Origin of the sequence: Streptosporangium sp. NPDC023963 (genome assembly GCF_040639135.1) — a bacterium.
GTDB lineage: Bacteria > Actinomycetota > Actinomycetes > Streptosporangiales > Streptosporangiaceae > Streptosporangium.
Genome location: NZ_JBEZZK010000007.1, coordinates 132978 through 157511, shown reverse-complemented (window position 1 = coordinate 157511; position 24534 = coordinate 132978). Strand labels below are relative to the sequence as shown.

19 protein-coding genes are annotated in these 24534 nt (G+C 69.5%); 5 read left to right on the top strand and 14 right to left on the bottom strand.

The window, feature by feature from the left end; translation table 11 throughout:
* The 6 genes from AB0F88_RS22550 to AB0F88_RS22525 form a co-directional block, all read right to left on the bottom strand.
* On the bottom strand, positions 1-2955 hold the full coding sequence (locus AB0F88_RS22550) for a CHAT domain-containing protein (RefSeq protein ID WP_362687162.1): 2955 nt from the start codon (positions 2953-2955) through the stop codon (positions 1-3).
* Positions 2943-3416, bottom strand: coding sequence for a nucleotide exchange factor GrpE (grpE, locus tag AB0F88_RS22545; protein WP_362687159.1), 474 nt, complete (start codon positions 3414-3416; stop codon positions 2943-2945). The genes AB0F88_RS22550 and grpE overlap by 13 nt, the downstream gene beginning before the upstream one ends.
* 14 nt (positions 3417-3430) lie before the next feature.
* Positions 3431-4486 carry a hypothetical protein gene (locus AB0F88_RS22540; protein WP_362687156.1) on the bottom strand — a complete coding sequence of 352 codons (1056 nt, stop codon included), beginning with the start codon at positions 4484-4486 and terminating at the stop codon, positions 3431-3433.
* Complete coding sequence (locus AB0F88_RS22535; protein ID WP_362687153.1) at positions 4486-6012, bottom strand: Hsp70 family protein; 1527 nt, start codon at positions 6010-6012, stop codon at positions 4486-4488. Before AB0F88_RS22535 ends, AB0F88_RS22540 begins: the two co-directional genes overlap by 1 nt.
* A 123-nt stretch (positions 6013-6135) precedes the next feature.
* Positions 6136-8751, bottom strand: a complete 2616-nt coding sequence (locus AB0F88_RS22530; RefSeq protein WP_362687150.1) for a tetratricopeptide repeat protein — start codon at positions 8749-8751, stop codon at positions 6136-6138.
* 541 nt (positions 8752-9292) lie between these two features.
* Positions 9293-10372, bottom strand: coding sequence for a YihY/virulence factor BrkB family protein (locus tag AB0F88_RS22525; RefSeq protein ID WP_362687147.1), 1080 nt, complete (start codon positions 10370-10372; stop codon positions 9293-9295).
* Between the two features lie 285 nt (positions 10373-10657).
* Between AB0F88_RS22525 and AB0F88_RS22520 the strand changes: the two genes are divergently transcribed.
* Positions 10658-12475 carry an adenylyl cyclase gene (locus AB0F88_RS22520; protein ID WP_362687144.1) on the top strand — a complete coding sequence of 606 codons (1818 nt, stop codon included), beginning with the start codon at positions 10658-10660 and terminating at the stop codon, positions 12473-12475.
* A gap of 94 nt (positions 12476-12569) precedes the next feature.
* On the opposite strand, the gene AB0F88_RS22515 is transcribed toward AB0F88_RS22520, so the two are convergent.
* The 6 genes from AB0F88_RS22515 to AB0F88_RS22490 all read right to left on the bottom strand — a co-directional run bounded on the left by AB0F88_RS22515 (position 12570) and on the right by AB0F88_RS22490 (position 16716).
* Complete coding sequence (locus AB0F88_RS22515) at positions 12570-12905, bottom strand: hypothetical protein (protein WP_362687141.1); 336 nt, start codon at positions 12903-12905, stop codon at positions 12570-12572.
* Between the two features lie 118 nt (positions 12906-13023).
* Entirely contained in the window at positions 13024-13644 is a 621-nt protein-coding gene (locus AB0F88_RS22510) for a histidine phosphatase family protein (protein ID WP_362687138.1), read from the bottom strand.
* A gap of 128 nt (positions 13645-13772) precedes the next feature.
* On the bottom strand, positions 13773-14852 hold the full coding sequence (locus tag AB0F88_RS22505) for a hypothetical protein (protein ID WP_362687135.1): 1080 nt from the start codon (positions 14850-14852) through the stop codon (positions 13773-13775).
* A 265-nt stretch (positions 14853-15117) separates the two neighbouring features.
* The gene (locus AB0F88_RS22500) at positions 15118-15696 is read right to left on the bottom strand and encodes a helix-turn-helix domain-containing protein (protein WP_362687132.1); all 579 of its coding nucleotides are present in this window, start codon (positions 15694-15696) and stop codon (positions 15118-15120) included.
* Positions 15697-15700: 4 nt separating this feature from the next.
* On the bottom strand, positions 15701-16315 hold the full coding sequence (locus AB0F88_RS22495; RefSeq protein WP_362687129.1) for a carboxymuconolactone decarboxylase family protein: 615 nt from the start codon (positions 16313-16315) through the stop codon (positions 15701-15703).
* A 26-nt stretch (positions 16316-16341) separates the two neighbouring features.
* Positions 16342-16716, bottom strand: coding sequence for a hypothetical protein (locus AB0F88_RS22490; RefSeq protein ID WP_362687126.1), 375 nt, complete (start codon positions 16714-16716; stop codon positions 16342-16344).
* Positions 16717-17078: 362 nt separating this feature from the next.
* Between AB0F88_RS22490 and AB0F88_RS22485 the strand changes: the two genes are divergently transcribed.
* Together AB0F88_RS22485 and AB0F88_RS22480 are read left to right on the top strand one after the other, a co-directional pair.
* A complete protein-coding gene (locus tag AB0F88_RS22485; RefSeq protein ID WP_362687123.1) occupies positions 17079-17651 on the top strand; it encodes an RNA polymerase sigma factor in 573 nt (190 codons plus the stop codon).
* 2 nt (positions 17652-17653) lie between these two features.
* Positions 17654-18271 carry a hypothetical protein gene (locus tag AB0F88_RS22480; RefSeq protein WP_362687120.1) on the top strand — a complete coding sequence of 206 codons (618 nt, stop codon included), beginning with the start codon at positions 17654-17656 and terminating at the stop codon, positions 18269-18271.
* A 39-nt stretch (positions 18272-18310) separates the two neighbouring features.
* Here AB0F88_RS22480 and AB0F88_RS22475 read toward each other — a convergent pair whose 3' ends face one another.
* Entirely contained in the window at positions 18311-19171 is an 861-nt protein-coding gene (locus AB0F88_RS22475; RefSeq protein ID WP_362687117.1) for a LysR family transcriptional regulator, read from the bottom strand.
* Between the two features lie 70 nt (positions 19172-19241).
* Between AB0F88_RS22475 and AB0F88_RS22470 the strand changes: the two genes are divergently transcribed.
* A complete protein-coding gene (locus AB0F88_RS22470; RefSeq protein ID WP_362687114.1) occupies positions 19242-19841 on the top strand; it encodes a short chain dehydrogenase in 600 nt (199 codons plus the stop codon).
* Between the two features lie 294 nt (positions 19842-20135).
* On the opposite strand, the gene AB0F88_RS22465 is transcribed toward AB0F88_RS22470, so the two are convergent.
* Positions 20136-20654 carry a DUF3841 domain-containing protein gene (locus AB0F88_RS22465; protein ID WP_362687111.1) on the bottom strand — a complete coding sequence of 173 codons (519 nt, stop codon included), beginning with the start codon at positions 20652-20654 and terminating at the stop codon, positions 20136-20138.
* 178 nt (positions 20655-20832) lie between these two features.
* Here AB0F88_RS22465 and AB0F88_RS22460 point away from each other — a divergent pair, with 178 nt between their 5' ends.
* Positions 20833-24357, top strand: a complete 3525-nt coding sequence (locus AB0F88_RS22460) for an NACHT domain-containing protein (RefSeq protein WP_362687108.1) — start codon at positions 20833-20835, stop codon at positions 24355-24357.
* The last annotated feature ends 177 nt before the right edge of the window (positions 24358-24534 follow it).

Below are 24534 nucleotides of genomic sequence, written 5' to 3'. Positions count from 1 at the left end.
TCAGATTCCGGTATAGGTGAAGGCGGCCCAGTAGTCGGGATGGGCGTAGGGGCGGATGGCAGCGGCGTTCCGCAACGTGCCGCGGGTGAGCCGGTGCGGCCACCGCACCACTCCCTCGACGGCGTCGAGGAACTGGGCGAGCGTGCTGTCCCGGATCCAGCGCTGCGCCTGGCGCAGGGCTTCGGGCGGCGGCAGGTGGTCGGCGAGCCAGAGCTCGTGAAAACGCATGATCATGAGGAGGGTGACGAAGTCGTCCACCTTCCACAGCGCGCCGACGACGCCCGGCACGCCTGCCTGGAGCAACGCGCCGGGCAGTCCTGTCACCTCATCGGACATGAGCATGCCGGGGACACCGCTCTCGCAGGCCGACAGCACGGCGAGTCGTGCCGACGGCAGACGCGTGGTGAGCAGGTCCTTCACCGTGAGGTGGTCGCCGCCGACCGCGAGACCGCTCCGCAGCGGATCGCGGTGGTCGGCCACACCGTGGCAGGCGAAGTGGTAGACGCTGTGGCGCGGCATCTCGGCGATGACCTGCTTCGGCTCCGGCTCCGTCAGGACCCGTGATCGTCGGAACCATCGCCGGACGATCGCGACCTCGTCGTCGACGGCGGTGAGCCGGTTGGCGGGATCCCGTCCGGGGTCGGCGACGAGCAGGTGGTCGAGTCCGGTCGCCGCGGGCCGCCCGGCGACGCCGGACAGCACGCGGGCGTTGGGCGAGTACGTGACGGTGAGCGCGTCCAGCATCGCGTCGGTCGCGTGAAGGGGCAGCCCCGTCAGGGCCCCGGTCGGGATGAGCGTCACCGAGCCGAGCGGTCCCAGCGCGAGGACCAGCGGATCGGTGATCGTCTCCGACAGCCACCGCAGGGTGTTCGACAGGGCCGCCTCCCAGGTGGAACCGGTTCCGGGATCGCTGTCGAGCTTGACCAGTCCCGCACGATACTCACCCACCTGCTCTTGTAACGCCTCGGACGTGAGCCCTCGCAGCCGGACGAGGCCCGGCCGGTCGCCGCCGCCCACGATGGTCAGGGCGTAGCCGGTGCTCTGGGCGGCGACGAGATAGACCAGCGGAGTGATCCGGGAGGCGTCCTGCACCTCCCGGTAGCGGGGGGCGGCGAGGAAACGCTCGAAGCCGGGCAACGTCCGGATCTCGGTGACGAGTTCCTCCCAGTCGGCGCGGGCGGTGCCGAGCATCTCGCGTCGCCTGCGGCCGGCCGGGTCGAGCATCCACGCGTCGTCGCCGCCGGCCGCGACGAGTTCCAGCCTCCGCAGTTCGTCGATCACCTCGCCGTACCTGCCGGCGAGGCGGTCGTGCCCCCGCTCTCTCAACCGGCTTTCCACCTGCTCTCTTTCCATCACCTCGGTGAGCAGCAGCGCCCGGCCGCTCTCCAGGGCCACGACCGCCTCGCGGTATCTGCGCCCGATTATCAGCCAGTGCGCGGCCTCGGCCGCGGCCCCCTGGGCCTCGCGCACCCGGAGCTCCCGCTGGCCACGGGTGAGCGCGCCGAGCGTCAGTCGCCGTGCCGATTCCAGTGCCCTGAGGTAGCCGTCGGCCGCCTCCTCGCCGAGACCCTGCGCGGCGGCGATCTCTCCCCACCTCATGGCGATGCCGGTGGCGCTCTCGGGGGAGTGGGTGCGAGCGTCCTCATAGGCGCTCCTGAGGTGATCGAGCGCCTCGGACACCCCGGCTTCCTGCCGTCCGTGCTCCAGCCGTGCTCGGGCGAGAGCGAGCGAGGCGAGGGACTCCTTGAGCCGGATCGTCACGATCGTGATGCTCTGTGACCTCAGGGCCGCCCTGACGCGCCGTTCGGCGTCCGCCACGTCGTCGATGGTCGCGTGGTCACTCTCGAAGATCAGCCGTGCCAGCAGCCACAGCGTCGGCGCGTTGGCCTGCGCGAGGTAGCGAGGCCCCCGGTCGAGCGCCTCACGTATCTCGTCGAACCGCGGCGGTCGCCCGCCCTGGTCGTCGAACTTGCTCAGCATGTCCTCGAGGAAGATCCGCCGCTGCGTCAGGTCGACGTGCTCGACCGCCGGAGCCGACCGCAGCGCCGCCTCGCAGAAGCGCAGGGCCTCGCGCAGCATGCCGAGCAGGGAGGCGGGGGACGACAGGCCGGCCGTGAGGAGGGCGAACTCCTGGCCGAAGCGGGCGAAGGCCAGTTCCATCCGCTGGAGCTCGACTCTGAAGACCACGCCGGGGACATGGAGCACGGGGTCGGCGAGCGCGACCAGCCTTTCCACGGCCCTCTCCATCGCCGCCAGGTCGCCTTCCGAGCTCTCCATGGTGTTGGCGACGCCGACGAGGAGGTCGGCCGCCAGAAAGCGCCTGAGGGGATCGGGGTCCTGCTCGGTCAGGCGCGTCAGGATGGCCGCGGCGCGTTCCAGGTTTCCCCGCCGGTAGCCGCCGAGCAGCGTGTTGTGCAACGCGTGAGCGAGGTTGAGCTCCAGCCAGCCCCGTGCGGCCGGGTCGGCGCCGACCTTGCCGAGTTCCGTCTCGCAGACGGTCACCAGCCGCTCGGAGTCGCCGGGGGTCATCGTCGCCGCGAACCCTTCGCGCAGCTGGAGGCGTTCCTCCCTGGCGACGGCCACGTAACTTCCCCACCCGAGCACGAGAAGGCAGGGAACGCCGACCAGGACGCCGAAGACCGGTCCGGCGTTCCCCTCCGCGGCGATGACGTAGGCGGGCAGCGGCAGCGGGACGAGGCGGAGCGCCATCATGCCCCACAGCTGGCGTCGGGTGACGTACAGGACGCGCGTGAGGCGCCGGTAACGCAGTACGACCGATACTCCCCAGGACACGCCCGCCACGGCGGTGAGAGCGGCGGCCACGCCGCTGTCGATCCCCTGGAACAGCACGCAGGCGTAGAAGATCACCAGCCAGAGCGCCCAGGCCAGCAGGTGGTGGACGGGGCCGTTCTTCTCCGGACGGCGTATCCGGACCGGCGAGGTCAGTCCTGGCACATGTACACCCGCACCTGCTGGGTGCGCAGCACCCGGTCTCCCACCCGGTAGCCGTTCCGCACGACCTGTGCCACCGTCCCGTGCCGCTCCTTCTCGTCCGTCGGCACGGTGCCGAGGGCCTCCTGGTAGCTGGGGTCGAACGGGCCTTCCTCCGCGGGCACCGGCGACACGCCGTACTTCGCCAGCACCTCGAGAACCTCGGCGCGCAACGACGCCGCGAACCCCTCGCCGGCCTCGCCGGAACGTTCGATGCGGTCGGCCAGCAACACCAGGTCGTACAGGAGAGGACGCACCGTCGCCCCCTCCGCGTTCTGGCGCGTCCACATGAGCTGTTCCTGCAGGGCGGCCATGGCCTCCCTGCTCTCCCGGTCGGACAGCAGGCGCCTGCGGAACAGGTCGAGCAGGCCCGCGAGGTCTTCCTGGATGGTCCTGGTGAGCGGCAGTAGTTCAGGTTCGGACATCGTTCCTCCTGCGGCTAGTGGGTGCGCGGGATCCGGTACGGACGGGTGTCGCGTTCGGTGACCTGCCAGCGAGGCCGGTAGCAGAACAGGCCGATGCCCCCTGCCAGCGCGGCCAGGGGCAGGAAGACGAGGCTGCCGCCGGGACCGCCGTTCGCCAGCACGGAGAACAGGCCGATGAGGATCGCGAACATCCCGCCCACGGTCACGACCAGGCAGCCGCACCCCATCCCGGCGCTCACCGAAAGCGCCGATCCCGCACCGGAGACCAGACGCTTCCAGTCGAAGACCTTCTGCGGAGCGGCGAGGGCGAGGGAGTGGAGATGCCGCAGGCGGTTTCCCAGCCGGTCGTCGGGCGGGGCCAGGTCGAGCGCCCGGGCCGTCAGGCGGGCTATCTCGGCGGCCTGCTGCGGGTGCACGACAACGGGTGTCCCGTCGGTCAGGTGATCGGCCATCTGGTCGGCCAGGCCCGCCAGGGCCATGCCGAGGAGCGTGCGGATCTCGGGGGTGGCGCCGCCGGTGGCCAGAGCCGACTCCAGCAGGGGCAGCGCGTCGGAGTGGAGGCTGCGGCGCAGCAGGTGCTGGCCGAGGAGCGCCTGGTAGAGCGGGTCGCGGCGATCGAGCTCGTGCGCCGTCCGGTAGGCGGCGAGTCCTTGCTCCCAGGCGCCGACCTGATCGAAGGCGTCGCCTCTGACGGCGTGATAGCGGGGCTGGAGGTGGTCGATGCGCAGCGCCTGCTCGATCTCGTGCAACGCCAGATGGGGGTTGCCGGCCCGTATGTTGGCCTCCGCCTGGGCCATCCACTGCTCGGGATCCTCCACGGGCGCCGTCCGCGGTCCCTGCACGGGTTGCTCGGCCTGCCGCCGGTCGTACTCGGCGCGCTCGCGCGCGTCCAGCAGCTTCTGTTCGGCCAGGTCAAGCATCTCCACCATTCGCTCGGCCTCCTGCCGCCGCCCGAGATCCGAGGCGGACGAGGCGCGGCTGACCCACTTGCGGCGCTGCTTCGTGAGCGCCTCCTTGATCGTGGGCGCGTCGGCCGTCGGGTCGACCTCCAGAAGCCGGTAGAGATCCATCAGACGACCTCCTGGCCGCTCATCAGCTCGCCGGCCACGCGGAGTTGTCCGCTGTCCATGTTGGCGGTGCGTTCGATCTCGAACTCCCCCCAGGCCTGTCCGGTCCGGCCGTCGGAGACCTGGACGTGGATGATCGCGTCGATGTCGTAGGAGAGGGCGATGTCCACGGGATGTCCCGCGGGGAGGCCGGGGACCGGGATCCTGATCTCGGCCTGGCCGATCACGGTGACGTACTCGAGGTCCTCGTCGTCGCCCTCCGTGACCCTGGCGTTGATCAGCCGCTGGTCCGGTGAGGCGGTTCCGAACTGCCTGACCCCCTTGCAGGGGAGGCGGGTGTTGCGTTCGACGATCACGGAGTTGACGGACCTGCCGGAGTCGGCCTGGGTGACGATGCCGAGCGACTTGGAGGTGACGTCGTTGACGGCCGTGATGACGCCTCCGGTGGCCTCGGCCAGCCCGTTCGTACCGCTGCCGGCGTGGGCGGCGGCGAGGATCGCGGCGCCCATCGCGACCACCTCGTCCTGGGCGACGCCGCGTTCGGCGACCCTTCCGCTCAACCGCTCCATCATGTGCCCGACCATCGGCATCCGGGTGGATCCGCCGACCAGCAGCACCCGGTCGATCTGCTGCCAGGTCAGGCCGGCCTCCTCCAGCGCCTGGGAGGTGAGCAGCTCGGTCCTGGCCAGCAGTTTCGCGGTGAGCTGTTCGAACGTCGCACGTGTGATCTTGATGTGGTGGTGTGCCCCCGCCACCGACAACACCACCGACGCCTGTTCACCCGTCGACAGGGTGCGCTTGGCGATCTCCGCCTTGTCTCTCAGCTCGGCGACGAGGGCTTCGTCGCCGTCCAGCACGGCGGCACTCCCCGCGGCCACGACCTGCGCGTCGATGTGGTTCATCAACGCGTTGTCCCAGTTGTATCCGCCGAGGTTGCGATCGCCCGCGGTGGACAGGACGTCCAGCTCGCCGTCCGTCGAGCGCATCACCGTGACGTCGAAGGTGCCGCCGCCCAGGTCGTAGACCAGGAAGGTGCCCGCGTCGGCGTTCCGCGCGCCGTAGGCGATCGCCGCGGCGGTCGGCTCGTTGAGTACGCGGAGCACCTCGAAGCCCGCGATGGTCCCGGCGTCGCGTGTCGCGGTGCGCCGGGCGTCGTCGAAGTAGGCGGGTACGGTGATCACGGCTTGGTCGACGGGTTCACCGAAGTGCAGTTCGGCGTCCTCCTTCAGCCGCCTGAGGATGAGCGCGGAGATCTGCTCGGGCCGGAAATCCTCGCCCCCGTCGGTGGTGTAGAGAATGCTCTTTTCTCCCATGTGCCGCTTGACGAACTGCACGGTGTCCTGTGGCGCGCTGGCCGCCGAGCGCTTGGCCTGACTGCCGACGATCACGATCTCGCCCTGGAAGAGGACGACGGAGGGAGTGATCCGCTCTCCCTCGCGATTCGGGATGATCTCCGGTAGCCCTCCCACGGTCAGAGCGGCCATGGCGCAGTAGGTCGTTCCGAGATCGATGCCGATGACCTGGCCCATGGCATGTGCCTTTCCACGTCGTTCCGAGGGTGTGGAAAAGAACAGCACGGAACGTTCCAGGAAGGAGCTCCTGATATCACACAAGGTATGAACGAGACCGAACAAAAATTACGAAGAGCCTGTTCAGCGAGCCGACTCAGGTCTCCCGGCAGGATCTTCGGAGGGTTCGCTCCGAACACGGGCGGCCGAGACCAGCCGGCGTTCCCGCTCGATCGCGGCCAGGAAGGCGTGGCCGGCGGCCACGCTCGCGGCGACGACGGGGGCGAGGGAGGCGTACTCTTCCTCGGCCTCGCTCAGGTGCCCTCCGGCCGCCAGCACGCGGGCGAGATCGGCGCGGGCGATGAGCGTGTCGGGGTGCCGGTCGCCGAGGACGCCCAGGCGCCACCGCCATGCTTCGCGCAACTCCTCGGCCGCCTTCTCGTGACGCCCCAGCACCCACAGCACACCCGCGTGATCGGCCAGGGTGGTGACGGTGTCGCGATGGTCCTCGCCCAGTGAGTCGCGGCGCACGCGCAGCAGCGCCGCGAACTCCGCCTCGGCGTCGACGAGGCATTGCTGGTCGCGCAGCACTCCCGCCAGGTGGGCCCAGGTTGCGAGCGTTTCCGGATGGTCCTCTCCGAGCACACGTCGCCTCCCGGTCAGTACGGTGCGCAACGCCGACTCCGCGGCCGGCAGAACCCGCGTGGCGCGTAGCGCCACCGCCACGTCGTGGGCTGCGGACAGGGCCCGAGGGTGGTGGGGGCCGACGGCCGCGCGGTACGCCTCGGCCACCGATCTGAACTCGGAGGTGGCGATGTCGACCTTTCCCTGCCTGAGCAGCACCTGCGCGAGGTCGGACCTGGCCGAGAGCGTCTCCGGATGTTCGGGGCCGAGCTGCGTCGTCCATGCCTCCAGGACCGTCTGGATCTCGTCCTCGGCCCTGGCCAGCAATACCTGGTCGCTCTTGGCCAGGGCCAGGTTGGCCCGGACGGCCTCGACGGTCGGATGGCCGGGACCGAACAGCCTCTCGTTGGAGACGAGCATCGTCAGATACTCGTTCTCGCCGGTGGCGGCGGTCGCCGACTCCCACAGGACCGCCGCCCGGCACAGCCGGACGGTCAGTGTCTCCTCGTGGTGCGGGCCGAGAGCGCGTAGTTTCACCTCCAGGAGCTCGTCGAGGATCTCCCGTGCCTCCGCGAAGCGGGCCTGGGCGCGGCGCACCTGGGCCGTTCTCGCCCGGGCGAACAGGGACGCGGGATGCGCCGCTCCCAGCCCCGTGGCGAGCTCGGTCGCAGTGGACACGAGCTCCGCCGCCGCGTGCACCCGGCCCGACGCCAGCAGCAGCCGGCCGAGCTCGGCGCCGACCGCCACGCCGGCGGTCAGCACCCCCTCCTCCACGCTCGGAAGAAGCTTGTGCAACAGCGTTCGCGCGTGAGACCCCAGAATGTCGAGCAGGGGCCAGTGCCGGTTGTGCTCCAGGTCCCAGTGGTCGAGGGCGAGTGCCAGCACGGTCACCGCGGCGGCCGTGGTGTGCTCGGCCGTCGCCGCCCCGGCGTGGAAGCGGGACACCTCGGCCACCAGAGGGTGGAGCGTCAGACCGCCGCCGTACTCGGGGGGTTCCGGCCGCACCTCGACCAAACCCATGTCGTGCAGGGCCTGCAGGGTCCGGCGGAGCCGGCCCCCGTTCGCGGGCAGGTCGTCTCTGGACCTGGTGACCAGCTCCACGACAGAGATCGGCAGCGGTGTGTCCGGTGAGTAGTGTGCCAGCAGGTGGAGCAGCACACGCGCCTTCGCGTGCCCCTGCCTTTCCAGCTCGTCCAGCGACATCTCCCATGTCTGCACGATGCCGGAATCGGTCGGCACGGGTTGCTCGTCGAGAACCGTGACGTCGCTTTCGAGGGTTTTCATGTAACCGTCGAAGTCGCGGTTGGCCGCGAACGGTGAGGACAGGTGCCGGCCGGCCAGGAAGAGGGCCAGCGGAAGGTGGCCGAGCCTCGTGGTCAGCGAGTGCGCGGAGGAAAGGGAGCCGGCCGCCGGTGCCAGGTCCAGGAGGAGCGCGGCGCCCGACCTCTCGTCGAGCGGGCCGATCTCGTGGCAGCGGGCGTGGCGTCCCCACGCGGAGCCGGCGCGCATGCGGGAGGTGACGATCACCAGGCCGACGTCTCCGCCGCGTACCCAGCCGGTGCCGTCGGCGGCCGTGAAGCGTCCGGCCGCCAGACTCTCCGGATTGTCGGCGCCGTCGATGACCAGCAGCCGGGCGGGCTCGCGGCGGCGGTTCAGGTAGGACCAGAACAGGTCGGCTCCGCTGCGCCGCCCGGAACGCGCGTCGTCCACCTCAGCGGCGGTCGCCCCGAGCTCGAAGGTGATCTGCAACATGTCGTCGAGCAGCGAGGAATCGTCGGCGGGCACCCACCAGACCCGCATCCCCGCTCTCACCGCGAAGGCGGCCACCGCCAGCGCGACCGTCGTCTTCCCGCTGCCACCCATGCCGGCCACGATGTGGGCACGGCCGTCGGGCGCGGTGAGCAGACCGCACAACTCCTCGACGAGCTCGTCACGACCGTGGACGCGGGCGGGCAACCGGCCAAGAGGCGGTGCGAGGGAAGGGGCTCGCCGGGTGACCGCAGGCGATGCGCCGCCTTCGTCCTCCGGGCGGGCGGCGGGCGGCGGGGGTTTGCTCTCGTTGATCGCCATGTTCCAGAGCGAGGCGAACGCGCCGGCGCTGAACGTGACGCCACGCTCTCGGCACAGCTCCGTCACGACCGCCACCAGAGAGGGAAACCAGCGACGGGCGGGCAAAGACACTCCTGCGGTCCAGTCGTGCACGCGCGGAGCCAGGTTCTTGCGACGCCGATCGGGAATATGGCCGTCGCGTTCCAGCTGACGGGCCATACGCTGGGCGAACGCGGCCTGGGAGATTCGAGCTTGGCTCAGTAGTCCCGCGAATCGTTCAGCGAATCTCTGCCGGAAGGAGGGAATCGGTGGCAATTGCGGCGTGACCATGTCGTACCCCCAAGGGTGTCAGGTTAAGCGCCTCTCCTTTTGTTCGGGAAATCCTGCACCATCATATGGATAATTTCCGTCGAATGGTTATGCGAGTTTATTGCCGTATCGACAAGGCGGCATATATGGATATATGTTGATAAAGGCGCTGTATATATGAAATGTCCCTTTGTGGATATGGGGGGATCGGCCATCGGGATCCCGGACCGCGGAACGCGACGATCGACCCGGGCGGCTCCCATGACGCCGGTCCCGGCGCGGGTGCCGTGGCGGTCATCGCGGCGGCCCGGCGGTGAGGTCAGCGCACCCGCCGCGTCCTGAAGTCGTACCTGCGCGGCCTGGCTCGCGGCGGTGCCTGCGCCCGCGGTCCCGCCTCGGGTTCCCCTTCTGGCTCCGTCTCCGGTTCCGCCCGCGCCGGTGGCTCCGCTTTGATCTCGGGGATCGCCGGCGCGGTGACGACCTCCGTGCGCGGCTCGCCGACGGGCCGCCGCGTGGTCAGGTCGATGACCGTGCCGTATCGGCTGGTCGCGGCGTGCGAGGTGGCGAACAGGATGAGCACGTTCACCAGTTTCAGGAACAGCAACATGCCCACCGCGCCCGCGACGACCTGGTACGCCGGACTCGCCGAGCTGAAGTTGAGGTAGACCTGTCCGATCGTCTTCAGCAGTTCCAGCCCGATGGTGATGACCAGGGCCGGTCCGATCACCCGCCGCGGCGACAGGCGCAGCCGAGGGGACAGCGTCAGCAGCGCCGTCGACAGCAGGAGGTTCACGCAGATGCCGAGCACGAAGGCGACCGTGGACAGTGCCCGCTGCGCCGGTAGCGCGTCGACCCCGATCGTCTGCCCGGCCAGCCAGGTCAACGCGGTCTGGGCGCCGAAGGACAGGGTCAGCGAGATCGACAGCAGCAGCCCGAGCGTGACCAGCACGGCCAGGTCGATCAGCCACCGAAGGAAGAAGTTGCCCGGATACTGCTCCAGACCCCAGACCGCCCGCATGGAGGAGCGCATCGAGTCGATCCAGAACAGGCCGGTCAGCGGGAGGCCGAACGAGGCGATCAGCCCGGCCGTGTCCCGCGCGTCACGCAGGGCCTGCACGTCCAGCCGCGGGAACGTGTCGCTCAGGTAGCCCTCCACCTGGGCGAGCGCGGCGGGTGTGTCCAGCACGTGACCCATGATCACGAAGGCCAGTAGGGCCAGCGCGAAGATGGCGTAGAACGCGTAGTAGGTCATGCCCGCGGACAGGCGGCCCGCGTCGGTGCGGTCGTAGTGGACGGCGGCCCGGACGAGATGGTCGAACCAGCCGCACCGGTGCCGCGTCGCGGCCCATGCCCTGACGAACCCGCTGGTCCACCGGCTCGCCTCGGGGGTGGCCTTCATGACGGCGCACTCTACCCTCAAGCGGGCGTTTCACCGCTTGCGAGCCGGCCGATCCCGGTGACACCCGGAGCGACCGGCTCGCCGCCCCCGGAAACGGACCCGGGATCCGACCCGATCCACAACGAGCCGACAAAGGTGTCGTTCTGCCGTAGCGCGAGACGCGATTAAGCGTATAGAAATACGACACCACTTCGTTTAAGGCTTGACGTAAGCTCGGCGGCGGCGAGAGAGCGCTCTCTCGGCATCCCGGTGACGTCGCGCCGCCCGTTCTCGATAGGCAGGTCGATGAGAACAGCTCGTGACCAGCATGGACGCGCGACGTCGCGCGCACGCAGAGGCATCTTCTCCGTCCGTCTCCTCGCGCTGGCCACCTCGGTGGCGGCGCTCACCGCCACGGGGCTGGTGTCCGTGGCCGGCCCCGCCGCCGCGCATCCGGGTGGGGCCCCGGACTTCGGGCCCAACGTCTTCGTGTACGACCCGTCGACACCCGCCACCCAGATCCAGGCCAAGCTCGACGAGATCTTCGCGCAGCAAGAGAACAACGAGATGGGCACGAACCGGTACGCGGTGCTGTTCAAGCCCGGCCGCTACGACGTCAACGCCAAGCTCGGCTACTACACCACCGTCGCGGGACTCGGCGAGTCGCCCGACGACGTCGACATCAACGGCGCGGTCCGGGTCGTCGGCCGGCCCGACCCGAGTTCCGAGGCGGGCATCTCCGCGCTCACCAACTTCTGGCGCTCCGCCGAGAACCTGTCCGTGACGCCGACCGACTGGTCGAACCAGTGGGCGGTGTCGCAGGCCTCCCCGATGCGACGGGTCCACATCCGCGGCACCCTCTGGCTGGAGCCCGGGAACGGCGGTTTCTCCAGCGGCGGGTACATCGCCGACTCGAAGATCGACGGGGTCACGATCAACGGCTCGCAGCAGCAGTGGCTGACGCGCGACAGCCGGCTCGGCGACGCCTGGACCAACGGCGTCTGGAACCAGGTGTTCTCCGGCGTGGTGGGCGCCCCCGCGGAGGGTTTCCCGAACCCGCCCTACACGACGTTGCCCACCAGCCCCGTGACGCGTGAGAAGCCCTTCCTGTACGTCGACGACGCGGGTGCCTACCGGGTCTTCGTCCCGGCCCTGCGCCGGAACACCTCGGGCACGACCTGGGCCGACGGCCGGCAGCAGGAGGGGTCGTCGCTGCCGATCCGCGACTTCTTCATCGCGAAGCCGACCGACAGCGCGTCCAGGATCAACCAGCAGCTGTCGCGCGGCAAGCACCTCCTGCTCACCCCGGGCGTCTACCACCTCGACCGGGCGCTGCGCGTCAAGCACAGGAACACGGTCGTGCTCGGCCTGGGCATGCCGAGCCTGGCCCCCGGCACCGGCGACGCGGCACTGCGGATCGAGGACGTCGACGGCGTCCGGATCGCGGGCGTGCTCGTCGACGCCGGGCGGCGCGAGTCCGAGACGCTCGTCGAGGTCGGCGACCGCCACAGCCGCCGGGACCACTCCGGGAACCCGATCTCGCTGCAGGACGTCTTCTTCCGCATCGGCGGGCCGTGGGTGGGCAAGGCGAGGACGAGCCTCGTGGTCAACAGCGACGACACGATCGTCGACAACATCTGGGCGTGGCGCGGCGACCACGGCAACGGGATCGGCTGGACGCAGAACACGGCCGACACGGGCGTCGTGGTCAACGGCGACGACGTGACGGCGTACGGCCTGTTCGTCGAGCACTACCAGAAGTACCAGACGATCTGGAACGGCGAGAGGGGCCGGACGATCTTCTACCAGAGCGAGATCCCCTACGACCCGCCGAGCCAGGCCGCCTGGAACAGCCCGACCGGCAAGGGCTGGGCCTCCTACAAGGTCGACCGCAGGGTGCGGAACCACGAGGCGTGGGGCATGGGCGTCTACTCCTTCTTCAACCAGGGAGTGGACATCCGCGCGGACCGCGGCATCGAGGCCCCGAAGACGCCGGGGGCCAGGTTCCACAACATGGTCACGGTCTTCCTCAACGGCAGCGGCGGCATCGAGCGCACGATCAACGAGGCGGGCACCCCCGTCGTCGGCTCGTACGGGACGAGCAACGTCGTCAGCTACCCCTGACCTGGCCCACCCGTCCGCGGGCGTGACCCCGCCCGCGGACCCCGTGCCGACCGTCCGCCGGCGCCGACCCGGATCCTTCCGGGCCGGCGGACGGTCACCTTTCCCGCGCCGGCGGCACGGCCACCCTCGGCCCGCGCAGCAGCCACCACAGGAACGACGCCTGGACCAGCCCGGCGGCGGTGAGCAGCAGCAGATGCGCGCTAGCGGGAATCGTCTCCGCGGGGATCATCATCACCGGCCACGAGAGCGGCAGGGTCACCAGGATCAGCATGACCGCCGACAGACCCTGGTTCTCCGGCTGGCGCATGCCGACCTCGGCGAAAACGTGCGCGGCGACGACGAGCAGGACGTAGAGGCCGCTGACGACGAAGGCGAGGGTGCCTCGCCTGTACCGGGAAACGAAACGGGCCACACCGCGAACTGGTCTCATGACCCCGACTCTGCCCCGTGACCGCCGCCGAAGTCCCGGTACGGACACCTGGCCTGTCCCGGTACGGACACTCGGAACCGGAGACCCGAACCGGCCGCCGCCACGGTCGGGTCGCGCCTCACACGCGCGGCACGTCGGGGAAACCGGTCCAGCGCAGCCCGGCGGGCAGGTGGCTCATGTCGTTGAGGAAGAGGACGGCCGAGGGGCGGTCCGGCGCGTACCGGATGACCGTCAGCGCCGCGTTGCAGTGGTTGAGCCCCAGCCACCGCCACCGCGGGGCGTCCTGCGCGGCCCGCACGAGCCAGCCGACCAGGAAGTTGTGGGTGACGACCAGCTCGTGGCGGTCCGCGTCGCCCTCCACCGGGCCCGTCAGCCGTTCCAGCGCCTCGCGGGCCAGCGCCTCGCCGCGCTCGCGCTCCTCGGCCGGGAACAGGCCGAGGAAGCGGAGCAGGTGGTCGGCGGCCTCGGGCGGCAGCTCGTCCCTCTCCGGCGTGTAGGGAACGTAGTCTCCGGCGGCCTCCGAGACGTGCAGGGGGACGCCGTCCAGCTGCTCGCCGATCAGCCGTGCGGTCTGGTCGACCCGGGGCAGCGGGCCGTGGTGGATCGCCGAGAGGGGAACACCCCGAAGCCGCCTGCCGAGCAGCGCGGCCTGCCGGCGGCCGTTCTCCGTCAGCTCGCCCTCGACCGGCGAGGCCTCGCCGTGCCGGGTGAGGTACAGGTAGCGGGAAGAGTACGGCACAGTGATCCTTTCGCTTTCGGGGCGACACCATACCGATTCTCCCCATCCGGGCGCCCACCGGTCCGCGGTGCCCATCGACTCGGCGTGGGCCGGGGAACGGCGTCCTGGACCGTCGACCGCCCCGGCTGTCACAGGCGATCGCCGGGGCGGTGGGCGTGCGTGCCCTGCCGCCCCGGGGGTTCGCCCGGCGGCGCGGACCGGACGGTCATACGAGGCGGGGCGAGACCGGCGGCGACGGCGGCGAGAACGGGCAGGCCGATGACCAGAGCGGCGATCGACGGCCACGGGGTGTCGAAGGCCACCCGCGGCATCGGCTCCCATTCGATCGAGGCCGTCAGCGGCCACACCAGGAGCAAACCGATGACACACCCGGCGACCGCGCCCATGGCCGTGCCGCAGGCCGCGCCGAGTCCCGCACGGCACGCGGCGAACAACCGCAAGGTCGCGCTCGAGCCGCCGCCGGCCCGTAGCAGTACACGTCTCGATCGGGAGCCGGTGGCCTGGAGGGTCATGGCCAACGCGCCACCGAGGGCGACGGAGACCATCACCGCGACGAGGACCAGCCAGCCGGTCGGTGCCTGGAATCCCCGCTCGACGTATGCGACCGCGGCCTCACCCAGCCGACGCTCGCTCTGCGCGATGGGTATTCCGGGTAACTCGTGCTGGACGGCCGCACGCACCGTCGCCGCCTCTTCCGTCCAGAAGCCGTCCACCAGAAGGGCTCCAGGCCGGGCCTGGGGATGATATTCCGCCCGGCTCTGCGCCGTGGTGGCGGCCGCGATGATCATCGTTGTGATCGCGAGGGCTGTCGCGACCATCGTCGTCGCGACCGCGGGAGTCGTCCGGGCACGACGACCGGCCACGTCGCGGGCCGCCATGCGAAGCGGCGGCGGCAGTCGTACGACGCGTCGCCCGAGGATTCCCAGCAGCCACGGGACGAACGGCCCCTGACCGAGAAGGAGCAGCGCCCCGCCCATCATGGCCGCCAGGGTGGTCATGGCCCATCCGAAGTCGTCATAGTGCTGGTCCTCGTGGGTGGACCACGCGGCGAACGCCATCACCCCGATGCCGATCATCGACAGAGCCGCTCCCCAGACCAGGTGAAGCCGGGGGACGCTCATGTGGCGGCCCTCCGGGGCTGATCGCGCCGCGAATCCCACGGAACTGAGCGCGAAGGCCACAAAGATGCCCATGATCGTTTCATTCACGGAGAAATGGTACGCAGTGCCGAATAATGCCGTATGGAAATGGGTGGAATGGTTGGTGCGTCATGATTCGGGGCGAAGCTAGGCAACGGAAGCATCCCGGCGCGAGTACGCTCGCTTGCTCACGGGAGAGGTCTCCTGCTCGCCGGTCACATCCGAACGCCACGGTTTGGCGGCCTGAGCGGATCGGATGTCCGCGACCGCCGGATCGGGGGCGAATCGTCGGCCGTGACCGGCCTCGTGCGGTGAGGGCGTCTCGTCGGACCGCTCAGGGGCGGAACGCGTTGAGCACCATGTGTCCGTAACGGCGCCACAGGGCCTGGTCCCACCGGTCCAGGGTGATGAGCTGCCTGATCACTCCGCAGAGGACGACACGCAGGTCCAGCTCGCCGGCATCCTGACGGATCCGGCCGGAGGGTTTGGCGGCTTCGACGAGCCTGCCGATCAGTTCCAGGAGGCGGCCTGCGGGGACGAGCCGGCCCTCGAAGAAGGCTGCGGCGAGCCCTCGGTTGCGGGTGAGGTATTCGAGCAGGTCGGGGAGGTAGTCGTGTAGTCCCTGGTAGGCGTCCTCGCTGTCGAGCGCGGCGAGCGTACGTTGCTCCAGCTGCTGGAACTGCTCCTGGACGATCGCGACGATCAGGTCGTCCTTGGTGGGGTAACTCCGATACACGGTCGCCCGGCCGACCCCGGCCCGTTCCGCCACCTGGGGCACCGTCATCTGGAGACCGTGCTGGGCGAGGAGTTCCCGGGCGGCCGCGATCACCCTTTCGTGGTTGCGGCGGGCGTCCAGACGCCGATGGGAGCGGTCGGGTCCGATCGGCGGCCGGATGATGTCGGACGAAGTCATGGAATCAGTGTGCCCCGGCATTGTCGCCGTGCTCACCCGGGATGTCGGCCGAGCCGGGCCGGGCGGCCTCGGATCCGCCGGCGAGCACCGGTTCGCCGGCGCCGTACACCTTGGTGATCTCGACATCGAGCACGGTGCAGACCCGGCTGAACGACCAGTAGTAGCCGGCGACCTGAAGGACCTCCACGATCTCGCGCTCGGTGAGGAACCGCCGCGCCTGGTCGAAGAGCTCGTCGGACACGGTGGGCCGCCGCACCACCTCGGCGGTGAACCGGATGAGGGCCCGGTCGGAGGCCGGCAGCTCGGGACTGTCGAGTTCCCTGCCGCGAATGAGCTGCCGGGTGCGCTCGTCGACACCGGCCGCCTCCGACATCGGCCGGTGCTGGGCCGCGACGAACTCGCACCCGGCGTACTCGGCCACGGTCAGGATCACGAGCTCCCGCGAGCGGGCCGGCAGCTCCAGCGAGCCGAACTGCGCCTTCGCGAGCCGGATGAACGGCTTCACGGTGCCGGCCGAGTGGGTCAGCATCTTGACCAGCGGGTCCGGCGGCAGGGCGGCGAGGAATTCGCGTACGTCGTCCGGGATGTTCTTCGGATCGGGATCCGCAAGACGGGGCATGTTCTTCTCCACCCTCTTCAGGTCGGTCAGCGGGTCCCGTCCGGGCCGACGGAGAACCCCGTCTCGCTGAGTCGCCGGAAGCGGCCGTCCTCGGCGTAGGAGCCGAAGACGGAGACCTCCCGCCGGAGGGTGGAACCGTCCACCATGGTGATCTCGAAGACATGCCGCTCGGCATAGGTGGGACCGTCCCGGAGCTCGTCGAGCACGGTCACCGTGCCGCTGACGATCCGGCTCCGGGTGGCGGCCACCATCTCGGCGAACGCGGCGCGATCGAGCGACGTCCCGTCGCTGCGGTGGGTGTAGCCGGGGGCGTAGTACTTGTCCAGAGCCTCATTCAGCTCAAGCCTGGGCTCGAAGACCAGCTCCCGGAGGGCCTCGCTGATGCGCGAATGCTTCGTCACTCGAAATTCCTTCTGCACGGCGACTCGACGTATAAGCGGACTCAGAAGTCCGTTTAGTGACGAACAGTACCGGACTCGCGAGTCCGTTTTGAGCGGATTTGGGGGATAGTGACCATCGTCATACTTCTGGCGGCGCTCCCCGTACCGTCGACGACCTGGCCGTTCAGGGCCCGCCCGACGGCTTCGGCGCCGGAAGGCCGTCGTCGGGGGAGATCGTCACCCGCAGGGCGGGCGCGACGAGGATCGTTCCCTGTGCGTCCCGTATCGGCTGCGTCCCCGTGACGCGGTGACTGCCCGATGAAGGATTTCGGCCCGGCGCGGTAACTACAGGTGACCTCATACGCCAGGAAAGGCCAACATGTATGACAATCCCCCGCGAAGTCATCGAGGTCGATGACGCGACCCTCATCGAGAGGTCGCTGAACGACCCCGAGATCTTCGCCGTCCTGTTCGACCGGCACGCGCCACTCCTGCACCGCTACGTGACCAGGCGACTGGGGCCCAGCGAGGCGGAGGACGTCGTGGCGGACACCTTTCTGGCCGCCTTCCAGCGCCGGAGCGATTACGACAGGGGCCGCTCCGACGCCCGCCCGTGGCTGTACGGCATCGCCTCCAACGTGATCGGCAAGCGGCGGCGCACCGAGACGAACCTCTACCGCGCGTACATCCGCAGCGGCGTGCATCCGGCGGAGATACCCGGCCTCCAGGTGGAGGACGGAATCAACACCCTCGCCGTCAACCGACCGCTGGCACGGGCCCTGCTGGGACTCAAACGAGCCGATCGCGATGTGCTGCTGCTCGTCGCCTGGGCCGAACTGAGTTACCAGGAGGTCGCCGACGCGCTCGCCATCCCGCCGGGCACCGTCGCCTCGCGGCTCAACCGAGCCCGCCTCCAGATCCGCCAAGCCCTGAACCAGGAAGAACGAGGAGAATGACGATGGACGAACTGAAGGCCATGTGGGAGAGCATCCCGCCGGCCACCCCGGGGGAGCTCGCCGGGGCGCGGCGGCGGCTCCTCGACGGGATGCACCCCCGGCGGCGGTTCGTCACCGCCCCCCGGCTGCTGGTCGCGGCCGGTGTCGCGGCGGCGGCCGCCGGCACGGCGCTGATCGTCGGAAACGACACCCCCGCCTACGCGCTGGCCGAGAGCTCGGACGGCACGCTCACGGTGACCGTCAACGAACTACGCGACCCCGAAGGGCTGCAGGCCAGGCTGGGCGCGGCCGGAGTCAGGGCGGACGTGACGTTCCTGGCCGCGGGCACGCGGTGTGCGGCTCCCCGGTTCGCCGGTGTGGATCCGACCTATGACGGGCCGCCCACCACGGGACCGGAGGAACTGCGTGCGCTCGCGAACGGATCGCGTTCGCTCAAGGCCGCCACGGTGACCTCCATACGGACGATCCGGATCTCCCCCGAGCACATCAGGCCGGGCGAGACGCTCGTGATGGAGTTCCGCGACAACCCGGACGCCCAGGCGCCCTGGCGACTCGGCAAGTGGCTGGCCCGGGCGAACACGCCCGTGCAACCGTGCACGCCCGTCGAGGACACCGGCTGAGGGGTTCTTGCCGGCACGGTCCCGCCGGGCATGCCGCCGCTAGGACGCCAGCTGCCGTTGCACCAGCAGGCGGAAGGCCTCGGTCGCGGGATGAGAGGGCCTGCTCGGCCACACCAGATACACCGTCACCGGGGCGGCATCGGACAGGGGCAGGTAGCGGATGCCCGGGTGGGGGTGGTTGTAGCCGATACCCGCGGTGGTCACCCCGACTGCGTCCCCGGTGGCGATGGCGGTGAGCCATTCGTCCACGCCCGGCACCTGGAAGGTCGGGGGCCGCTGGGTGTCGGGCCACAGATCGGCGCGCGTGGTCGAGGCGGTCGAGCACAGGACGACGGGCCGGTCCGCGAGATCGGCCAGGCGCACGGCCGAGCGCCGGGCGAGCGGGTGTTCCTCGGACACGGCCGCCATGCGCTGCTCGCGGATGAGAGAGCAGCTCGCCAGGCTGGGATCCGGGGTGGGTTCGGCGCGCAGGAAGGCCACGTCGGCCTCGCCTCGCCGTACGGCCGTCTCGGGGTCGTCCACGCGCCGGACGTGCACGGGTGTGTCGGGGTGGCGGTCACGCCAGGCGCGAAGGAGGGGAACCGTGTGGCTGCCCAGCGCCGACCAGGCGAAGGCCACCCGGATGGGGCGCGGCCGCTTCCCGGCGACCGCCTCGGCCAGCGCGGTGTCCACCTGGTCGAGAATGCGGTGGGCGTGCTCCCACAGTCGCCTCCCGGCTTCGGTGAGGGCGAGGCTGCGGGTGGTGCGCTCCACCAGCTGGGTGCCCAGACGGCTCTCCAGCTGTTCCAAGGTGCGTGAGAGCGCGGGCTGGCTCATGTGGAGGGCGAGCGCGGCACCGGTGATGGTGCCCTCGTCTCCGATCGCCGCCAAGGCCCGGAGATGCCGCAGTTCCACATTCATAATCGCCGAGCATAAATGCCGCCCGAAGAGCATTTCACTACCGGCTTCGTGCCGCCGTAACGTTGTCGCCATGAAGATCCTCCTCATCGGCGCCGGAGGCACACTCGGCACCGTCTTGCGCGAGACCCTGCTCGGGCGTGGCCACGACGTCCTCACCGTCGGTCGAAGCAGCGGCGACCTCCGCCACGACATCTCCGACCCCACTCAGATCACGGCACTGTACGAAAGGACGGGTGCGGTCGAGGCCGTGGTCAGCGCTGCAGGCGACGTCCCCTGGAAGCCGTTCGCCGAGATGACGCCGAAGGACTACCGGGCGGCGTTCGACGGCAAGGTGCTCAGCCAGATCGAGCTGGTGCGTCAGGGTGTTCCTCACGTTTCCGAGCGCGGGTCCTTCACGCTGATCAGCGGAGTGCTGGCTCGTGAGCCCGTTGTCACGGGCAGCGCCGCGTCCATCGCCAACGGCGCGGTGGAGGCGTTCGTGCGGGCGGCCGCCATCGAAATCGCCCCCCAGCGGATCAACGCCGTCTCCCCGACGGTCTTCACCGAGGATCTCGACAAGTACGGGGCCTACTTCCCCGGCTTCCCGCCGGTGGACCTCAAAGATGTCGCCGCGGCTTACGTCCGCTCGATCGAAGGCGCCCAGACCGGCCAGGTCTACTCCCTTCCGTAGGGCCCGCCGCCCCCGCGGCCGTTCCGTAATCGGGACTGATCGCACTGGCGGTGCTTGTCATCCAGACAGGGCTGATCGTCCTGGTGAGCCGGCGCGTCCGCTCCGGCCCGCGGTGAGGTCGCGAGACCGGCGACGGTGCGCCTTGATGCGGCGGGTGCGCGATGGCGAGTGCCATTGGAATTCGGTCGTTGGATCGTTCGGGAACGCGTTCCTTCAGCGACCGGTGCTCGACGGACTGTGAGGGCTGGTCCAGCGGGTGGTCCCGCCTGCGCCGACTCGGCGCCCGGCGCACGGTCAGGAGCTGATTCCGCCGCCCTCGGCCTCCTCCTCTTCCGGCCTGAACGGCTCCAATGGGCGGGCACCGAGAACCCATCGGGCTGCGACACGCGCAAGGCACGCCTGCGTCCCGTCGAGCTCCTCTCGGTCGATCGCCCAATCCATGTCCGGCGCCCCCTCGCCCATGATGATCGCGTACATGAAGTCGTTCCAGCGCCCGTACGAGCTGAGCAGGACGACCTCGTCCGGCACGTCCAGGTCGAGCACCACATAGCGGGCGTACTCCTCCGGGGTCTGCGGGCAGAGGAGCATTTCCGCCGCCAGCGCCACGCCGTTGTCGCAGGTGTCCGGCCCGGCCCACGCCCACACCGGCGGCCGGCCTTCACTGTCGAGGCCACGCCGTGCCATCTCCGCCACCATCTCCTCGTAGCAGGCCCGGTAGTTTCCGGCCATGATCCGGTCCCAGTCCCCGACCAGCTCGCCGGCATCCTCCAGCGACTTGAGAACCGCTCGATGCTGGACCGTCCACAAACGCATCGGGCAATTGTGCCGGTGCGGGAACAGAGCGATCCACGTGATTACCCGGGAGCGGCGGTGACGGTCCACTGGGGCGGAGTCGCGGCTGTCCTGTCAACATGGCTGACTCCTTCGGTTCCTCGGCAGCCCATCTCGGATCGGCAACGGTGGTCATATGCATAGGGGTGCATGCGTTTGAGTGGTGGTCTACGAGGTTCACGCAGTAAGGGCGGTGGCGGTGCCTGGGCGATCGAGGTTCGTGTGGTGGGGACTGATCACGGCGTCACTCCTGGTCACCGGTGGAGTAGCGATCAACCAGGTCTTCGACGACGGAAAGCTGAGCTGGACCTGGGCGTACCTGGCGCTGGTGGTGACGGTCCTGGCCGGGCTGGCGCAGACGGCGCAGATGGCGCTGCAGCCGGGCCCTCCACGAGATCCCACGGGCGAGCGGGCCGGGACCGGAGTGAGCGGGACGCATCGGGGGAGGGTGACGCGACGCGGTTATCTGCGGCGTGTGCGGTTATCAGTGGATCAGATGGAGACGATCGGGCTGGTCACCCAGTCGGAGTTTGTTCTACGGACCCGGCAGGTCTACGTGGACGTGGCGTTGCAACCGCGTCCCGTGGTCGATGTGGCCGGCGACAGCGGAACCGGCCCCGCTCCAGCGGCGACGGAAATCGGGAAGCGGGCACCGCTGGCGGAGTTCCTGGCCCCGACTCGGGTGCTGGCGGTGCTGGGGGCCGCCGGGGCGGGCAAGACCACTCTGGCCCGCTACACGGCGCTGGAGATGGCCGATCGGCGGTGGCGGCCCTGGCAGCGCGAGTTCTGGCAGCCCCGGCAGATTCCAGTCCTGCTGTACCTGCGCGACCACGCCGCGCAAATCCTGGCAGACCTACCCGTCGAACTGGCCGAGGTCGCAGTGTCGGCGCCCTGGCTGGACGGGGAGGTCCCGGCGGCATGGCTGAAGCAACGCCTGGCACGCGGCCGGTGCGTGGTGCTCCTGGACGGCTTGGACGAGGTCGCCGACATCGCCGACCGTAAAAGCGTGGTCCGCTGGGTGGAGAACCAGATCAGTCGTCACCCTCAGAATGCCTACGTCGTCACCTCCCGCCCGCTGGGCTATCAGGACAGCCCACTACGCAATGCCGACACCCTTCAGGTGCAGCGGTTCACCAGCGGGCAGATCCGCGCGTTCTTACATGTCTGGTACCGCGCCATCGAGCATCGCGCCCGTCAGGCCGACCCGCACGTCATCGACCGGATCGCCGACCGCGCCGCCGATGACTTGTACCAGCGGATCAGCACCCGCGTCGCGCTCTACGACCTGGCCGCCAACCCTCTGCTCCTGACCATGATCGCGAACGTGCACCGATATCGCGGAAGCCTCCCCGGAGGCCGGGTCGGCTTGTACACGGAGATGTGCCAGGTCCTGCTCCACCGCAGGGACGAGGCCAAGAACCTTGCTCCCGCAGGCCTGGACACGCTGAACGAAGACACGGGGGACAAGAAAGAACGCGTTGTCCAGGAACTCGCCTTGCACATGATGCGACATCGGCTACGGGATATCTCTGCCACTGACGCCCATCGTGTGATCCGCCCCATTCTTGAACGCACCGCTCCCGACGTCACCCCTGAGACATTCCTGGCCTTCATCCGGCGCAGCGGGCTCATTCTGGAACGCCGGCATCAGCGGTACGGCTTCGCCCACCTCACCTTCCAGGAGTATCTCGCCGCAGCCCTCATCCCGAACCACCACACCCGCCGCCAACTCCTTGTCGACAACGTCAGCGATCCATGGTGGCGTGAGACCACCCTGCTGTGGGCGGCCCGCAACGACGCCAGTCCCGTCGTCCAAGCCTGCCTGACCGCCCGCACCGTCTCCGCTCTCCACCTTGCCTACAGCCTCGACACTGAAGCTCGCGAACTCGATCCGCACCTGCGCGACCAGCTCAACCAGATCCTCACCGCAACCCCCCTCAACCCCGAACAAGCCCGGCTTCTAGACGGCGTAACCTCCGCCCGCGCCCTCCACGACCTCCACACCCTCGACGACGGCACTCGGATCTGCGCCGCTCCCATTACGTGCGATCTGTGGAACCGCTACGCCGCCCATACCGGCACTCACCTGCTCCCGCCCGGCACCGCACCCGCCGCCCTCTGGCCCAACGACATCCGCGGTTTTCTTACCTGGCTCAACGGTCTGTTCGCCGACGGCACCGGCTACCGTCTTCCCACCCCTGAAGAAGCCCACCAGGTTCTCCAGCACGACCTGTATCCCGTCCCCGGTAGCAGCCTCTGGACCCTCGACGACGACAGCATCCGCCTCACCCACCACGCCGACACCCCTCACCCCCACCGTCCCACCCGCGAGCAGGTCGACAGCTACCCGGACCTGATCCAGGACCACACGTACCTTCTCCTCCGTCTCCTCCTGCCCCGTTCGCACCTGACCTTCAGCCAGCTCCTGACCTACAGCCTCCCTCGCGACCTCAAACGCCCCGAACACCAGTTCCTCCAAAGCCTCGACCTCATCATCGCCCTCGACCTCGCCCGCCTTGACTCCTTCATCCCCGACCTCGCCCTCAGCCCCGACCTCGTCGGCGACCTCGAACGCGCCTACGCCCTCACTCGCGCCCTCGCCCGTGACCTCGGCCTCGTCGCCGACCTCGCCCTCGACCGCGCCCGCGCCCTCGCCCGTGACCTCGAACGCGCGCTGGCCCGCCACCCCGAACGGCCCCGCGACCTCGACCGCGCTCTCGACCTCGTCCTCGACCTCATCCGCGTCCTCGACCTCGACCTCGACCGCGCTCTCGACCGCGCCCGCGCCCTCGCCCTCGCCCTCGATCCCGACTCCGCCCTCGACCCCGCCGACCCCGCCGACCCCGCCCGCGTTCTCGATTCCGACTCCGCCCTCGACCCCGCCCGCGCCCTCGCCCGCGTTCTCGATCCCGACTCCGCCCTCGACCTCGACTTCGACCTCGAACGAGTCCGTGTCCTCGACTCCATCCTCGTTCGCACCCTCGAACGCACTCATGGCCTCGGCCCTGGCTCCGCCCTCTCCGAACGGGCCCTCGATCCTGATCCCGGTCTCGCCCTAGCCCTCGCCCTCGCCCACATCCGCGACCTGGCCCCCCTCCACAACCTCGACTTCGACCTCGCCCTCGCTCTCGCTCTCGACCTCGCTTTCGCGAGGGAGCTTGCGGCCATCGACAAGGTCGTTGACATGCGTCTGGGCCGCGCCTGTGCGGCGTTGCTGGAGACCTTTTTCAGGGAACGGGCAGCCAAACCGGGGGGATGGTACAGAGGTGACCCGAAAACCACAGGAGCATCGTTCTTCGATTTTCTGGCACTTGCCTTGACCACGCTCTCGCCGCGGCAGCCCGTTGACGACTTGGAAAGCATGTTCGACCGAGCTGAACACCTAACTCGCGAATCCCACGTTCACAATCACAACATCGGTGGCCTGGACGAGCTGATTCGAAATGCGCGAAGGCTGGCGGCACCTTTATGGGATCGCAGCCAGTCGGATATCCCGCAAAGCGGCGTGGTGCAAGCGGCTGTATCCCTGCTGGCCGTCCTGATGACCCTGAGCGAACGCGAAACCGACACTGAACTCACCGAGCTGCTGTCCGCCGTACTCGCGACACTGATTGCGCTCACTCCCGGCACCCATCCCAACGACGTCCCGCCGCCGGTCAAGCTTCTGTTTTTAATCCGGAACTGAACCACGCCTCCGGGCTCTGTCAGCGTCGCTCCGTTGTCATGACGGCCATGCTCAGCGGAACTGGAAAACGTGTTCCGCTTGTCGTGGGGCCTCGTCCGGCGCCAACGTGATCCAACACGGTTGTCGGACCCTGGTAGCGATCTGATCACAAGCCGTGACACATCCATCTCTCCGCGA